Origin of the sequence: Paenibacillus sp. FSL W8-1187, assembly GCF_037965485.1 — a bacterium.
GTDB classification, from domain to species: Bacteria; Bacillota; Bacilli; order Paenibacillales; family Paenibacillaceae; genus Paenibacillus_O; species Paenibacillus_O pasadenensis.
This window is the reverse complement of sequence record NZ_CP150181.1, coordinates 1,919,831-1,934,473: the sequence shown is the minus strand read 5'-3', so window position 1 is coordinate 1,934,473 and position 14,643 is coordinate 1,919,831. Positions and strand designations below refer to the sequence as shown.

Genomic DNA, 14,643 nt, shown 5'->3' with positions numbered 1-14,643 from the left:
GCGAACAGAGGAAACGCCCGGCGGAAATATAGCTTCAGAAGAATACTCGTCTCAGGGACTCGAGCAGGTTTTGGACGACTTCGTGGTTCACTTTGTAGTCGATCCGCGTTCCATCCTTATATACATTGACCAATCCTTCGTTGACCAGGTTGTTCATATGATGGGAGACCGTCGCCGGAGTAAGATTCAATAGAGAAGCGATATCCTTTCCGCACATCGGCCCCTTCTTCAGTTCGCGCAAGATGCCGATCCGGTTATTTTCCCCGATCGCCTTAAGTTGGCTGACGATCAATTTGTCATTGTTGCCGAACGTCTTGATCAGATCGCCTATCCTGTCATACAGGACCCCAATGAACACATAGATGCGGTTGGAGTACTCGTCATCGAATAGCTTGACGGCATTAAAACAAGTGACGGAAGGAATTCGAATCACTTCTTTGTCTTTCGTATCGCCAAGAATGCTGGAGACGAGTTGGTTGCAACTGTCCGAGTGGATGTCGATCCCGGAGTAACGACGGTAGAGCTCTTCATGATTCATGTACTCGCCTTCAACCCTGGCGATCAACTCAAGCAATTGATCCGTGATCTGCTTTGCATAATGGAGAAGGAGGATGCTTATCCAGCGTTTGTGATTGGAGGTCGGGAACCTGCGCAGGTACTCCACGATATCGTGGACGCTGTTGAGCGGCTTGAAGTTATCGAATTCGTCCGATATGACCTGCGAAATGACGAATTTGCGTTTTTCAAGTTCTACCTGGTCAAGCTGCTCTCCATCTGAAAATGGGTTGCCTGCTTGAGCAAAAAGATACAAATAGAAGGCAGGAGAGAAGTCAGCGGGCGACTCCACGTAAAAGAATTGATTGAAGTCCGACACGAATGAAGGAGCTTCGTAGTCGTTCAAAAACCCTTTTTTAGCCTTTTCGTAGGCTGAAGTTAGGCTTGTCGTCTCATCCTCGAAGCTGTCGATTGGGATATTATATTTCGTTGAAATCTCCTGCATGAGGATGGACGGGGAATTGCTGCTAAGATTAAGGTCCAGATAAAACTTCTCCAGCATGAAGATCGTATCGACATGAAGGCCTAATGAAAAAGTGGGATTCACCGTGCCAATTCTTCCTCTCCGATTAGGATTTTTATCGTTCTTCGCGATGCCATGCCTGTGGATCGCTTTGCTTGATTATTCATTGTAGGCCCGAGCAAACATTTTTTCAATAGATCGCTGAATGGCCAGAAGGTGTTCTTCCGGCCGGTCTTTTTTCCGATTCGGACGTCATGGTGTCGCGAGGCGCAAAAAAGCCGGCTCCCGGAAAGGAAGCGGCGAACGGACCCAGACCGTTATAAGCGTTGTGCGATTCGACCATTCTCCAAGTCGAAAAACTCCGACCAATCAGATTTCGCTTTACCTAATACCGAGCCGAATTCAATTTTTATCTTTCCATCCATAACCTTGACTTTTTCAATTCTTATTTTCATATCCTTCACCTGACGAAGTATTTTTGTGAAAGTAATTCTTCAGTTCTTCCCAAACCGATTTCGTCACGAAATAACTTTCAAGTGCAGCAAGAGTATCTCCCGTCAAAGGATGCTTGTAAGTAATCATCCTATAGGGATTATCCGTTGAATTTTTAATGAACCAATCCATATACTCCACCTTGTCACCAACCGCGAGCTCAATAGATTTAGTAGAATCAAAATTCCCATCTTGATCCAAAACAAATTTTGCAATAAATCCTTCAATAACATAAATCGTATCTCCAACTAAACTATCATGTGAGACACTCATTCAATTCACTCCGATATTAAAGATTATCATAAAAAAAATCTGTAGAAGCCTCAATAATTTAGTTCAATTTATTCGCTTTTCCATTCTTCACATCGACTTTAAACTTCACTTCAGGAAAAGGCGACAATGGTAGAGTTTTTAATATATATAGATTAGGGTCATCTGTAGGTTGTAACGTAGTAAAGAAATTCTCTTTTGAATTCATTATCAGCCCATTTACTCTCGGCAATTCCAGTTTGATCCGTTGTTCCTCATGACTATGCAAGCTTTTTAAACGCAGCCTGACCGAACTGTTTCTTTGAAATATATTTACCAATTCGACATCATACTCATATTGATTATCTGCTGTAATCTGCTTCGTATCCGCATTTATTTCATCCGTCAACCATCCGCTCGTATTCACATTTTCATAAAGTGGTTTACTTAAGAAAATCATAATAGCCATCATGCTTATAACTCCTAACATGCTGACAGGCGACTTGACTCCTCCATGCTTCAACATAAACAGTGATAGTATGATTAAAATAACTGAAGGAATACCGCATATAGCCAATATTACCGTAGTGACAAGATCGAGATTTCTTTGGAAGTTGGCCGTATTCCCCAAAACAAACCAAATGATCGCGCAGCTATTTATTGCAACGCTTATCCACCAAATGATATTGATCGTTGCAGTAATTTTTTTCATTCGCTACAGCCAGCCCCCATTTGTAGAAACTCGTCCTGAATTCCCCAAATTTAGTACATTCAATATCTTCTCCTTCTGCTGCCCAACACCTTCTAACAAAATCACCCTGGCTCGGTAAGGCTGCTTTCGTTCCTGCTGATCCATCAGATGCAGGCTTCGGAGGGCGTGCCGGAGGCGGATCGCGAAATCTCTCAGGATGACGCGGACCAGTTGATCGAATGCTTGCTGACGGCGATGAGCGGCTCGATAATCCGCCATGGAAGCGACGAGAAGAACATTCCGCTGATCAAGCCCGACCATCTGCTCCGCCTGGTGCCGACTCCGGAGCAAGTCTGTCCTCTCTGATGCCTTACAACCCGGTTGACGGCAATATAAAAGCCGCAAAAGACGGATGAACACGTCTCTTGCGGCTTTTTGCCCTTATCCGAGCAGCTCTTCTTGCTCGAGCCGCTATTTTTCCTCCAGCAGAGTCAGAATCTCTTGCGGCCGTTCCAGCCTGCGGAGATAATCGATCTCGCCGTGGTTCCGACATCCCCAAACGGCCAATCCAAAATCGACTCCAGCCCCCTGCGCGCATTCCAGATCGTACGACGTATCGCCGATGTAGATCGTTTCATTAGGTTCAGCGCCGGAACGCTCCAGCCACTTCAGGATCGGTTCGGGATGAGGCTTATGATGGACTGTATCATCGGCGCACACGACTAGAGACAAATATTCCATCATGCCGAACGGAACGAAGTCATGCTCCAGTTCCTGGCGCGTCTTGGACGTTACGATTCCTGTCGGTACTCCCTTTTCCTTGAGCAGCTTCAGCACGTCCATGATTCCCGGAAAAATCGAGATGGAATCAAAATGATCCTTCATGAAGACATTCCATCTTTCATTCACCCGATCCACGTCCTCGGGCGCGATGCCTAATTTCGGCAAAGCTCTCGCACCGGGAATTCCGAGGACAAAACGAATCTCGTCAAGGGAACGAGACCGGCCTTGAACCTCAAGAAGAGCCTGCTGAAGAGACTTCAGCACGGCATCCTCCGTATCGATCAGAGTACCGTCCACGTCAAATACAATCGCTCTAACCATTCCGATTCCCTCCCAAGCTCGCCTTCTTTTCCATGACGATTCCGTGATCAGAATTGTTTTCCTCCCGCCTTCCGAAATTATCCAAATTCCGGCCTCGTCCTAGATAAAAATTCCTGTTAATATAAATCCATACAAGGAGGGATTTCGTTGAATCAATCCGCTTTAGAGACGTTCAGCTGGATGAATGAAAGCCGCGTTCAATTCGATTCGGACCGGATCATCCTGCATGCGCCGGAAAAAACCGACTTCTTTTGTCCCCATGGCACGGAGTCCGAAGAAGGGACGCTGCCCGAGAGCCTTCTCAACGCGCCTTTCTACTACACCGAGGTTGCCGGTGATTTCGTCATGCGCGTCAAGGTGGAACATGACTTTACAAGTCAATACGACTCCGCCTCGATCATGGTCATGAAGGATCTGGACGTCTGGGCGAAGGCCTGCTTCGAGCTGACGGACTTCGGCACGCATGCCGTCGTCAGCGTCGTCACGAATTCGATATCGGACGATGCGAACGGCTGCGACATCGAGGGGAACTCCGTCTGGCTGCAGGTGGCCCGCACCGGCCCATCCTTCGCGTTTCATTATTCGCTCGACGGCATCCGCTTTTTCATGATGAGGTATTTCAGCCTGCCCGTGGAGGAGACCGTGAAGGTCGGCCTGCTGCCTCAGTGCCCGACCGGATCTGGCGGGGATCGGATTTATTCGGGTTTCTCCCTTGAAAAAAGAACGGTGAAGAACATCCGCGCCGGCAACTAACAGCCGCAGGCGCAAAGGCTTGGACGCCAAAGACCGCATCTCCGAATGAAGGAGATGCGGTCTTTTTTTGCCTTGCCGGCGGTATGCTGTAACGGTACAACCCGTTCTGCCCTGGTCCGCGGCTTCGCGTTCAGCCGTTGCGGCCGCCTCGCTCCCCGCTCGCTCAGGGCCGCTTCGCCGTTTCGGCCAGCACCTCCAGCCAGCGCCGGGCCGTCGCCTGCCAGGTGAAGCTCTGCTCCACCCGCGCCCGGCTCGCTCGGCCCATCCGCTCCCGCAGCTGGCCATCGCGCAGCAGCTCGAGCAGCCGGTCGCCCAGCTCCTGCTCGATCCGCGCCGGATCGGCGAGATACCCCGTCTCGCCGTCGACGACGATCTCGCGCATTCCGCCCGCGCGCGAGGCGACGACGGGGATGCCGCTGGCCATTGCCTCGACATTGACGAGGCCGAACGCCTCGCGCGCGCCGGAAGGCACGGCGGCCATATCCGCCGCCAGGAACCAGTCGGGCACCGCATCATGCGGCACGTACGGCACGAACTGCACATGCCCGCGCAGGCGGCGCCCGAGCCGCTGCAGCATGCGGCTGTAGCGAGTCGTCCGATGCGAGCCGTAGAACGGGCTGCCGACGACGACAAGCAGCACGCTCGGATGCTCGGCGATTAGGCGGGGCAGCACCCGCAGCAGGTGATGGACGCCTTTGAGCGGGATGACCCTTCCCATGAACAGCACGACGTCCCGCCCTTGCCAGCCCCGTGCCTGCCGCAGCCGCTCGCGCCGCGCCGCTCCCTCCGGCTCCCAGCGCGACAGGAAGCGCTCCGCATCGACGCCGATGTGCACGACGCGCACCTTGGCCGCCGCCTCCGGCACGCGGCGCACCACCTCGTCCCGCAGGAACTCGCTGTTGACGATGATGCGCTCCGCTCTGCGGAAGCTTGCGCGAAGCCGCTCCCGGGCTATCGCGTCCGCGCCGATGAACGAGGTCGAGTGCAGGTTCAGCCAGATCCGTGTCGCCGGATGCCGCCTGCCGAGCGTCAGCACGTAGCCCGGCCGGTTCTCCACCTCGATCAGATCCGGTCCGAGCCGGCGCGCCGAGGCGCTCACCGCCCGTACGTAAGCGCCCTTGTCCTGCGCCGGATAGCGGACGCAGCGGACGCCGCCGACCTGCCCGATGCGGGCCAGCCCTTTCGCGCTGCGGCCGTAGATGACCGGCTCGACGTCGGCCGCGAGCCACGGCACCATTTTCTCCACGACGCGCTCGACCGAGCTGCTGCCTGCCGAGGGGATCGGGAACGACCCCGGCGTCACGAACGCGACCTTCTGCTTCGACACGAACCTCTCTCCTTGCTCTATCTCCATTCGATAGATGTCAGCTAGATTAAGCTATTCGAGCGGACGCGGACGCGTGAGGGTCAAGCGTCATGGAGGGACAGCCGCCGCTGCGAGTCCTGCGCCGGGAGCAGCGCTAGCTCTAGCGCGACCGAGGTCCGACTGGGCTGGTTGATCCATGCCCTCTTCGGTGAATATATACCCGACAGTTAAAAAAAAACGATGCCGATGGAAGCATCGGCTACAAGGAGGATGTCCATGAACGCCATCTCTGCCCGCAGCGCCGCCACCCCCGTCTGGCTGCGCGCCGCCAACACGGCCGCCTACATCCTGATGATCGTCATGAACGCGCTGGCGACGCTGCTGCCGCTCGGCGGCAAGACGACCGGCGAGCTGTCGGACCAATATCCCGTGCTCATCACGCCTCCGGGCTATGTATTCTCGATCTGGAGCGTCATTTACGCGCTGCTCGCCGGCTTCATCTTGTACCAGTGGACGTCCGTCGGCGCCTCGCGCGAATCGGTGCGGCGCATCGGCCTGTGGTTCGTGCTGAACGGGCTGGCCAACTCCGCCTGGATCGTCGCCTGGCAATACGAGCAGCTCGGCCTCAGCGTCGTCATCATGCTGCTGCTGCTCGTCACGCTGATCGTCCTTTATCACCGCACGCAGCGGGCCGGCGGCCCGAAAGCTCCAGCCGGAGAGGCGCTGCTCGTGCAGCTGCCGTTCAGCCTCTATCTCGGCTGGATTTCGGTCGCAACGATCGTCAATGTGACCGTACTGCTGTACGACGCCGGATGGGATGGCTTCGGCCTCGGCGACACGGCCTGGCTGACGATCGGGATGCTCGTCGCCGCCATCGTCGGACTCGTCATCGGCTTCCTCTACCGCGATCCGTTCTTCGGGCTCGTCCAGGCCTGGGCGCTGAGCGGCATCGCGACCAAAAGCGAGCTTGCCTCCTCTTCGTCGACGCTCGCTTGGGCGCTCGCGGGCCTGCTCGTGCTGTCCTGCCTGTTCCAAGCCTGGAGAAGATGGGGCCGCGCCTAGAGGCTCGCGCGCCTTGCGCCCGACCTTGCCGAAGAGGCTCATTGATTCTTCTCTTCAATTATGGCAAACTAGTCGGGATGGCCTATGCGAGAGAGAGGAACGCCTTTCCTTGCTCCGCAGCAGACGGCCGCGAAAGGACGTGACTTCGGAGGCATGTGGACCTGGTTCTTCCGACATTTGACGGAGCTTGGCTCTCGCAAATGGCTCTCCCGCACGACGGGCAGGCTTGCCAAATCCCGAGCCAGCCGGGGCTTCATCCCCCGCTTTGCCCGCACTTACGGCATACGCGTCGAGGAAGCCGAGAAGGCTCTGCGCGACTATGCGACGCTGAACGAATTTTTCACCCGGCGCCTGAAGCCCGGCATGCGGACGATCGATCCGGCAGCCGACGCTGTCGCCAGTCCCGTCGACGCGCTCGTGACGGGGGCCGGTCCGATCGAGGACGGCACGATGCTCGGCATCAAGGGGCAGGACTATACGGTCGAGGAGCTGCTCGGCGGCTCCCCGCGCCTTGAAAACTACCGCGACGGCTACTACATCGTGCTTTATCTCAGCCCGACCGACTACCACCGGATCCATGTGCCGGTCGACGGCTCGATCATCGAGCGCGAGCATCTGCCGGGACGTGTCTATCCGGTCAACGAGTTCGGCCTCACGCGCATGAAGAGAGTGCTCAGCCGCAACGAACGCCTCGTCACGTATTTGACCCATGGCTCTCGGGAGCTCGCCATCGTCAAAGTCGGCGCGCTCAACGTCAGCAGCATCCGCTATGCGGAGCCTCAGCGCCCCAAAGCGGTCAAAGGAGACGAGCTCGCCTACTTCGAGTTCGGCTCCACCGTCGTCCTGCTGTTCCAGGACGACAGCTTCATCCCTCGCGAGGACCTGGCCGTCGGCCTCAAGGTCCGCATGGGCGAACGTCTCGGACAGCTGGCTCCTTGAACCGGCTGTTTTTTATTCCCGCTTTGCCGACCGCCACGCCTCCGCCAGCCGCTTCATGCCCTCCCCGATCTCCTCCTCCGTCAAATGGGCGAAGCCGAACAAAGCTCCCGGCTCGGGACGCTTCGTCTCGCCCGGCTGCGCAATCCAATACTTGCGGCCGTCGCTCCATCCGATCTTCCGCTCCTGCGCCAGCCGCAGCAGCCGCTCGTAGCGTTCCTCTCCCGCCGTCCACGCCGCGTACTGATGCAGTCCGGCATGAGCCGGCGACCAGCGGAACGGCTGCCCAGACAGCGACGCCAGCCCTGCGTGCAGCGCCGACAGCCTCCGCCGGTACTGCCTGCGGATGCGCCCCAGATGGCGGGCGTAGCGTCCTTCCTGAAGAAAGCGCGCCAGCGCGAGCTGCTCGAGCTGCCCGGACGAATACGGCTCGTAGAACGACTTGGCGCGGACGAGCCGCGACACGAGCCACGGGGGCGCGACCGCGTAGCCGATCCGCAGCCCGCTGTACATGATCCTGGAAAAGCTGCCGAGATAGACGACGCGCCCCTGGGCGTCCATCGCCTTGAGCGGCTCGCCCGGCCTGCCGGTGTAGCGGAACTCGCCGTCGTAGTCGTCCTCCAGCAGCAGCGCCCCTCTTCGCTCGGCCCAGGCCAGCAGCTCCGCTCGCCGCGAAGCGGGCAGCACCGCGCCGGTCGGGAACTGGCGGTTCGGCGTCACGGCGGCCAGCGACGCGTCCCAGTCATCCGGCACGATTCCGAGCTCGTCGACCTTTGCGCCCAGCACCTCCGCGCCGGCCGCGAGCGCCGCTTCCCGGATGCCGCCATAACCCGGATTCTCCATGACGAAGCGCTCTCCAGGACCGATCAGCGTCTGCAGTAGCAGCGCCAGCGCCTGCTTGGAGCCGCTCGTCACGACGATGCTCGCCGGATCCGCATGGATGCCCCGCTCACGCCTCAGCAGCGCCGCGATCGCCTCCCTCAGCTCCGGGCTGCCCGCCGGCGTCAGCTCACGGCCTCCATCCTCCAGCGGCCGCTCCAGCGACTGTCGGACCGCCGCATAGAGCGCCTGCTTCCATTCACCGGCTGGGAACAGCCGAAAGTCCGTCCGGCCCGACGCGAATCGCTGCGCGGCAGCCTCGAGGCTGTCGGCCGCATCGGGCAAAGCGGCCGGCGGCGAAGCCGCCTCGAGCCGCTTGAACCAATCGCTGCCGCTTGAGCGGGCCTGCGGCCCGATCGGCTCCTGCTCGCGCTCCTGGCCTTGCCGCAGGACGCCGGCCTCGTAGGCGGCATAGGTGCCGCTGCCTTGCTCGGCATCCACATAACCTTCCGCCCGCAGCATGTCGTACACCTGGCTGACCGTGCCGCGGGAGAGGCCGTACAGCTCCGCCATGCGGCGCGTGCTCGGCAGACGTTCGCCGCTGGCCGATCCTCCGTCCAGAATCTGCGCCTTCAGCGATTCATACAGAGCCTCGCGCTTGCTTCTTCCTTCTTCCCGCAGCCGCTCGTAGGCGAGCCTCGGTTCCATGCGCCTCATCCTTTCCGCGGCAAAGTGGTCTAATAAATTTACTATAAACCGGATCTTTTCCATTTGCCACTTTTCCCTTACCTTTAGCAGCAGAGGGCAGAGAAAATGCACGCTGCCGGGAGAGGAAGAGTCAAGATGAGAAGAAAAGAATTCGATCAAAGCCGCGACCAGGCGGAGCTGGAAGCCTTCTTGCAGGAGATGAGCTTCGGGTTCCTCGCGTCGGTCCGTCCCGACGGAACGCCAGGCATTACGCCGCTGAACTTTGTGTACCGGAACGGCTCGCTCTACTTCCACGGCAGCCGCGCCGGCGAAAAAATCAAGAGCCTGAAGGCAAACGAGCAGGTCTCCTTCTGCGTCGCCCGGGAATATGCGCTGATCCCGTCTTACTTCGAGGATCCGGAGCTCGCATGCCCGGCGACAGCCTACTTCAAGTCCGTCCTGCTGCGAGGCACGGCGTCGCTCGTCGAGAATCTGGAAGAGAAGGCGGATGCGCTGCAGGCGATGATGGCCAAGCTCCAGCCGGAAGGCGGGCATGAGCCGATCCGGGCGGACGACGCGCGCTATCGGGGCAATCTGAAGGGCGTGGCGGTCATCCGCTTGAATGTCGAGCACATCAGCGCCAAGTTCAAGTTCGGCCAGAACCTGACCGAGCCCAAGCGGGAAGCTGTAGCAGGCCAGCTCGAGCGGCGCGGCTGTCCGTTCGACCACGAGACGGCTGCGCTGATGCGGCGTTACGCGCCGGATGGAGACGGACAGCCGCAGCCAGCGGAGTAGCAGGCTCAGCTCGGAGAGCAGCAGGCTCAGCCCGCGGAGCAGCACGCTCGGCTCGGAGAGCGGCAGCAGCACGCCTCCGCCTCCGCTGCTTTTCCGGAATGCGGGCGAGTCGCGCTCCCTGGACTGGACCAGCTCGCCGGACAGCAGACAAAAAAAGCTCCGTCCCACCCGAAGGGGGACGGAGCTTTCTGTGTTGCGGAATGAAGCTCGATTAGGAGACTTGACCCAGCACGCGGTCGAGGATGACGGCCGCTTGAGCGCGGGTCGCCATGCCTTTCGGCGCGAAGGTTCCATCGCCCATGCCGTTCAGGATGCCGGATTTAACCAGCTGAGCGACAGCGTTCTGAGCGTAGGAGCCGATTTTCGCCTTGTCTTTGAATGCGGACAGAGCGTCCTTGTCGACCGGCTGCTCCTTGCCCGCATACTTGAGGGCATTGGCGACCATGATCGCCATCTCCTCGCGGGTAATGTCGCGGTTCGGCTCGAACTTGCCGTTGCCGCTGCCTTGAACGAGGCCGGCCTGGACGGCTGCGGCGATGTAGCTGCCGTACCATGCATCTGACTTGACGTCGTTGAAGGACGTCGAGGAGGAGGTCAGGTCAAGCTGCAGAGCGCGTGCGATCATCGCGATGAACTGAGCGCGCGTCACTTCTTCGGCTGGAGCGAACTTGCCGTCGCCCATGCCGTTGATGATGCCCAGAGCAGCCAGCTTCTGGATCGCAGCGACAGCCCAAGTGTACTTGGCGATATCGCCGAACTCAGGAGCCGCGCTAGGTGCAGGCGTAGCCGATGGTGCCGGCGTCGCGCTCGGAGCCGGCGTCACGCTTGGAGAAGCGGACGGGCTTGCCGTAGGCGTCGGCGTCGCGGACGGATTCCATGGCGTCGGCGTCGAAGTCGCTTCCTTCACGTTCGTGATGCGTCCTTCGATCTTGGCGGTGATTTGGCCGCCTTTGAATGTCTTCACGATATAGTTGTAGAACTCGTCCAGGTCGATTGGACCCGGTACAGACGATTTGGCTTCGGTCAGCACTTTGTAGTTGTCGCCGCCGGCAGCCATGAAGTTGTTGACGACAGCCGTATATTCCTTGCCGTCCTCGATCGGCGTGCCGTCCGTCAGAGTCAGGCTATCGACTCGCTCGGCGACAGGCTTGTACATCAGAGCCGTATACTTGAGGCCGGAAATCTGCAGCGTCTTCGTATTGGCGGAGCCGTCCTGGTTCGTACCCCATTGCTGCTCCAGCAGCTTCTTCACTTGAGCGCCCGTAAGCGTCAGCTTGACGAGCGTATTGCCGAATGGCTGGACTTTCGCCAGGTCGCCGAACTTCACGTCGCCTTTCGGCAGGTCGGCGCGGATGCCGCCCGGATTCATGAAGGCGAAGTCCGCTGCGCTCTTGCCGTCGCCGAAGTCGGCGTGGCGCATGGCGTCTGCGATCAGGTTGCCCAGCGGCGCTTCATTGTTGTACGCGTCCGTACGGACGATGGAGCCGTCCGTCGTGCCGACCGGCTTGGTCAGCTCCGGATGCAGATCCAGGTATTTATTGACGAGCGCGACCGTATCCGCATCCGGCGTCTTGCCGGCGTGGAACGTTGTCGAGACGACAGCGGATTTTTCTTTGACATCGCCCGTCTTGGCATCGATGACGAGCTTGATGTCTTCGTACGCCGTACCGTAGGAATAAGCTTGGACGATCAGCTTGCCGTTGACTTCCTGATTGGCGAGAGCATGGTCGTCGCCGGCGACGATGACGTCGATCGGGGAGTCGGCCGGCAGCGCCTTCGCCAGATCGACGGCTTCTCCGACCGTCACGGTCGCCTTTCCGTCCACAAAGGTCGTTTTGGCCGGATCATGCGCCAGCACGACGATCGTCTGTACGCCTTGGTCTTGCAGCGCTTTGGCATAGGCGTTGACCGCTTTTACTTCCTCGGATGCTTCCATGAAGCGCACGCCTTCCGTTCCGGACGGAGCGACCTTGTTCGGCGTGGACTTCGTAACGAGGCCGATGAAGCCGATCTTGACGCCGCCGACTTCTTTCACGACGTAAGGCTCGATAAGCGTCTTGCCCGTTTCCGTGACGATGACGTTGCCGTTGACGTAGTCGAAGTCGACGCCGCCATGCACGACATTTTTATTCTTCGGATCTTGGCCGCCATACAGCTGCGCCTTCAGAGCGTCGACGCCTTGGTCGAACTCATGGTTGCCCAGAGAGCCGATGTCGAATTGCATCATGTTCAGCCATTCCAGCGTCGGCTTGTCGCGCTCCAGCGACGATACTGGAGCCGATGCGCCGACGGAGTCGCCGTTATGGAACAGGATCGTCGGCTTGCCTTCCGCCGCGTATTTCGCGCGGGCTTCCTTGAGGTAGGTCGCCAGGATGGCGGCCGTGCCCGCAGGCTTGCTGCTGACCAGAGATTCGGTATCCAGCTGGCCGTGCAGGTCATTGATGCCGAGCAGGTGGACCTCCACGTCGGAAGTCGCCTGCACGAACGGCTTCTTCAGCTTCTCCAGCTTGAAGATGCCGAAGCCTTTGTCATTGTTCGTTTCCGTGTAGGTAATGCCCTGGCTCAGGGCAGTTGCCGCTTTAGGCGTCGAAGTGAACGTCACATTGACGTTGCCCTCGATCGGCTGCAGCGACCAGTTGCCGTCTGCCGTCGGATTGATCGTTCCTTTTTCGACGATATAGTCCATCAGCACCTGGCGGTTCTCGTCCTGGGAGTCGACGATCAGCTGAGCGCCTTTGACGCCAGGGAAGTTGCCGCCGCCGCTTGCGCGGTAATTGTTCGTGACGACGATGAAGTCCTGGTTCGGGTCAAGCGGCTGGCCGTTGTACGTCAGTTCAGTGACGCGGCTGGAGCCCGGGTTGAGCGGCTTGCCGTTCGGGTCGTACTTGGCCGGCTTGGTGACGTCGTACTTGTAGTTCACGCCGTCGATGACGTCGAAGTTGTACACGGCGAAGGCCGGGTTCAGCAGCGACTGGGCCGTCGTCTTGCGGGGGCTGATCGTGTTGAACGCGCCTGCGCTCATCTCCAGCCATTCCTTGACGACCGAGCCTTTGACCTTGATCGCCTTGAGCGTGTTGTCGTACAGATACAGGTCGCTCGCGCTGCGGATCGTCAGATCGCCGGCAGCGATGTCCGTATATTCATCCGGACCGTTGCGTCCCGCCTTGAACGGCGCGCCGACGCTCAGGATCGGCAGATCCTTGTAGACGGAGTCGTTCACGGTCAGGTAGTTCTGGACGTACCATTTTTGAGCGTCCGTCACGGCCTGGACCGTCGGATCGTCCTGCACCATCGCGAAGAAGCTGTTCATCGCGGCGCTTGTCGTGCCGAGCTTCGCGCCTGTGTAGGCGATGGTCGCGTTGTGGGCGGCCGCTGCGAGCTGTTGTACCTGAAGGTCAGGAGCAACAGTCGAGGAGTTCACCTTGTCGACCGTTTTGAAGATCGACTTCGTCGAGGTCTTGGAAGCCGCTTTGTCGACGACCCATTTGCCGCCGCTTTGCACGACTTTGAGGTCGATCAGGCCGATGTTGTTGCCGCCGTAGCCGGCTTGCACGGCCGGCGTGCCGTTGATATGGCCGTTGACGTTGTCAACCTTAACCGCAGCCGTGTTGAAAGGCTTGCTCGTGCTCGGATCCTTGAAGCTGGCGTCGAGCGCCGCTTCCGTCGCCGCCGGGAATACTTTATGGGAGTGAGAGAACGTGACGGCGTCGATGCCGGGAACTTTCGTCAGGGCATTGACCGCGTTCTCTTCGCCTGCGCCTTCCGGAGCTGTCGCGTCGAAGCCCGTATGCGCCAGGGCGATGACGACATCCGCGCCTGCCGCGCGTACGATCGGAGCGAATTTCGCCGCCGTCGTGCTGATGTCTTCCGTATAGACCTTGCCTTCGAGGTTGACCTTGTCCCACTCCATGATCTGCGGCGTGACGAGGCCGATCAGGCCGACCTTGATCGTCTGCTCATTGTTGTTGGAGTCTTTCACTTTCTTTTCCAGGATGACATAAGGCTCGAAGGCATTTTCATCGTTGGATTTGTCGTTGTCGCCGTCAACTTTGTAGATGTTGGCATTGACGTAAGGGAAGGCTGCGCCCGGGAGATTCTTGTAGACGCCTTCCGCTACCGTGCGGTCGAGGAAGTCGAGGCCGTAGTTAAACTCATGGTTGCCGAACGTAGCCGCATCGTACTTGAGATAGTTCATGACCGCCATCATCGGATGGATGGCCTGAGGATTCGTCTTCAAGTCCGAATGCTTGGCCATATAGGTGCCGAGCGGCGTGCCTTGGATCAAGTCTCCATTGTCCACGAGCAGCGTATTTCCATTGCGGTTCTCATTGATCAGCGTCGCGGCGCGGTCCAGGCCGACCGTGATCGAAGCGGCGTTTTTGAAATAATCCCAGCCGTAGACGTTCGTATGAATGTCCGTCGTGCTCAAGACGCGAAGATCGATCGTCGCGTCAGCAGCCGCCTCCGCCGTTCCCGTGAACAGCACGGCTCCGCCAAGAACCTGCGCGGACAGCACGGATGCCGCCAGCACGGAAGCGGTCGGTTTGTTCCATTTCGGCTTCCATCTCATAAAGTGATGAGTCCTCCCTTTTTGTTTCTTGCCTCGACATTATACCAACAGAGGAAAATCGAAAATCATAGAAATCATAAAATATTCGTTGAGGTTATGTAAAGAAAAATATCACTAGTCAAAGAAAAATGACGAATATGAATAAAAATCCATCCTTATAC

12 protein-coding genes are annotated in these 14,643 nt (G+C 58.3%); 5 read left to right on the top strand and 7 right to left on the bottom strand.

Annotation, left to right across the window (positions count from 1 at the left end; genetic code table 11):
- Positions 1-34 precede the first annotated feature (34 nt).
- The 3 genes from NYE40_RS08305 to NYE40_RS08295 all read right to left on the bottom strand — a co-directional run bounded on the left by NYE40_RS08305 (position 35) and on the right by NYE40_RS08295 (position 2,471).
- The gene (locus tag NYE40_RS08305; RefSeq protein WP_101808845.1) at positions 35-1,102 is read right to left on the bottom strand and encodes a metalloregulator ArsR/SmtB family transcription factor; all 1,068 of its coding nucleotides are present in this window, start codon (positions 1,100-1,102) and stop codon (positions 35-37) included.
- 354 nt (positions 1,103-1,456) lie between these two features.
- The gene (locus tag NYE40_RS08300) at positions 1,457-1,783 is read right to left on the bottom strand and encodes a hypothetical protein (RefSeq protein WP_339279772.1); all 327 of its coding nucleotides are present in this window, start codon (positions 1,781-1,783) and stop codon (positions 1,457-1,459) included.
- Between the two features lie 58 nt (positions 1,784-1,841).
- The gene (locus NYE40_RS08295; protein WP_339279771.1) at positions 1,842-2,471 is read right to left on the bottom strand and encodes a hypothetical protein; all 630 of its coding nucleotides are present in this window, start codon (positions 2,469-2,471) and stop codon (positions 1,842-1,844) included.
- 210 nt (positions 2,472-2,681) lie between these two features.
- Between NYE40_RS08295 and NYE40_RS08290 the strand changes: the two genes are divergently transcribed.
- Positions 2,682-2,816: a hypothetical protein gene (locus NYE40_RS08290; RefSeq protein WP_339279770.1), complete on the top strand. Its 135-nt coding sequence runs from the start codon at positions 2,682-2,684 to the stop codon at positions 2,814-2,816.
- Between the two features lie 105 nt (positions 2,817-2,921).
- On the opposite strand, the gene NYE40_RS08285 is transcribed toward NYE40_RS08290, so the two are convergent.
- On the bottom strand, positions 2,922-3,554 hold the full coding sequence (locus tag NYE40_RS08285; RefSeq protein ID WP_339279769.1) for an HAD family hydrolase: 633 nt from the start codon (positions 3,552-3,554) through the stop codon (positions 2,922-2,924).
- 147 nt (positions 3,555-3,701) lie between these two features.
- On the opposite strand from NYE40_RS08285, the gene NYE40_RS08280 reads away from it, so the two are divergent.
- Positions 3,702-4,307, top strand: a complete 606-nt coding sequence (locus NYE40_RS08280) for a DUF1349 domain-containing protein (RefSeq protein ID WP_339279768.1) — start codon at positions 3,702-3,704, stop codon at positions 4,305-4,307.
- A gap of 163 nt (positions 4,308-4,470) precedes the next feature.
- Here the strand turns inward: NYE40_RS08280 and NYE40_RS08275 are convergent, their stop codons facing one another.
- Positions 4,471-5,634 carry a glycosyltransferase family 4 protein gene (locus NYE40_RS08275; protein ID WP_339279767.1) on the bottom strand — a complete coding sequence of 388 codons (1,164 nt, stop codon included), beginning with the start codon at positions 5,632-5,634 and terminating at the stop codon, positions 4,471-4,473.
- A 255-nt stretch (positions 5,635-5,889) separates the two neighbouring features.
- On the opposite strand from NYE40_RS08275, the gene NYE40_RS08270 reads away from it, so the two are divergent.
- Together NYE40_RS08270 and asd are read left to right on the top strand one after the other, a co-directional pair.
- Positions 5,890-6,675 (top strand): tryptophan-rich sensory protein, encoded by a 786-nt coding sequence (locus NYE40_RS08270; protein ID WP_101808842.1) that lies wholly within the window; start codon positions 5,890-5,892, stop codon positions 6,673-6,675.
- 153 nt (positions 6,676-6,828) lie between these two features.
- Complete coding sequence (asd, locus tag NYE40_RS08265) at positions 6,829-7,614, top strand: archaetidylserine decarboxylase (RefSeq protein WP_101808841.1); 786 nt, start codon at positions 6,829-6,831, stop codon at positions 7,612-7,614.
- 12 nt (positions 7,615-7,626) lie between these two features.
- Here asd and NYE40_RS08260 read toward each other — a convergent pair whose 3' ends face one another.
- Positions 7,627-9,138, bottom strand: a complete 1,512-nt coding sequence (locus NYE40_RS08260; protein ID WP_339279766.1) for a PLP-dependent aminotransferase family protein — start codon at positions 9,136-9,138, stop codon at positions 7,627-7,629.
- Between the two features lie 135 nt (positions 9,139-9,273).
- On the opposite strand from NYE40_RS08260, the gene NYE40_RS08255 reads away from it, so the two are divergent.
- Positions 9,274-9,912, top strand: a complete 639-nt coding sequence (locus tag NYE40_RS08255) for a pyridoxamine 5'-phosphate oxidase family protein (protein ID WP_339279765.1) — start codon at positions 9,274-9,276, stop codon at positions 9,910-9,912.
- Positions 9,913-10,123: 211 nt separating this feature from the next.
- Here NYE40_RS08255 and NYE40_RS08250 read toward each other — a convergent pair whose 3' ends face one another.
- Complete coding sequence (locus tag NYE40_RS08250; RefSeq protein ID WP_339279764.1) at positions 10,124-14,482, bottom strand: bifunctional 2',3'-cyclic-nucleotide 2'-phosphodiesterase/3'-nucleotidase; 4,359 nt, start codon at positions 14,480-14,482, stop codon at positions 10,124-10,126.
- Between the last annotated feature and the right edge of the window lie 161 nt (positions 14,483-14,643).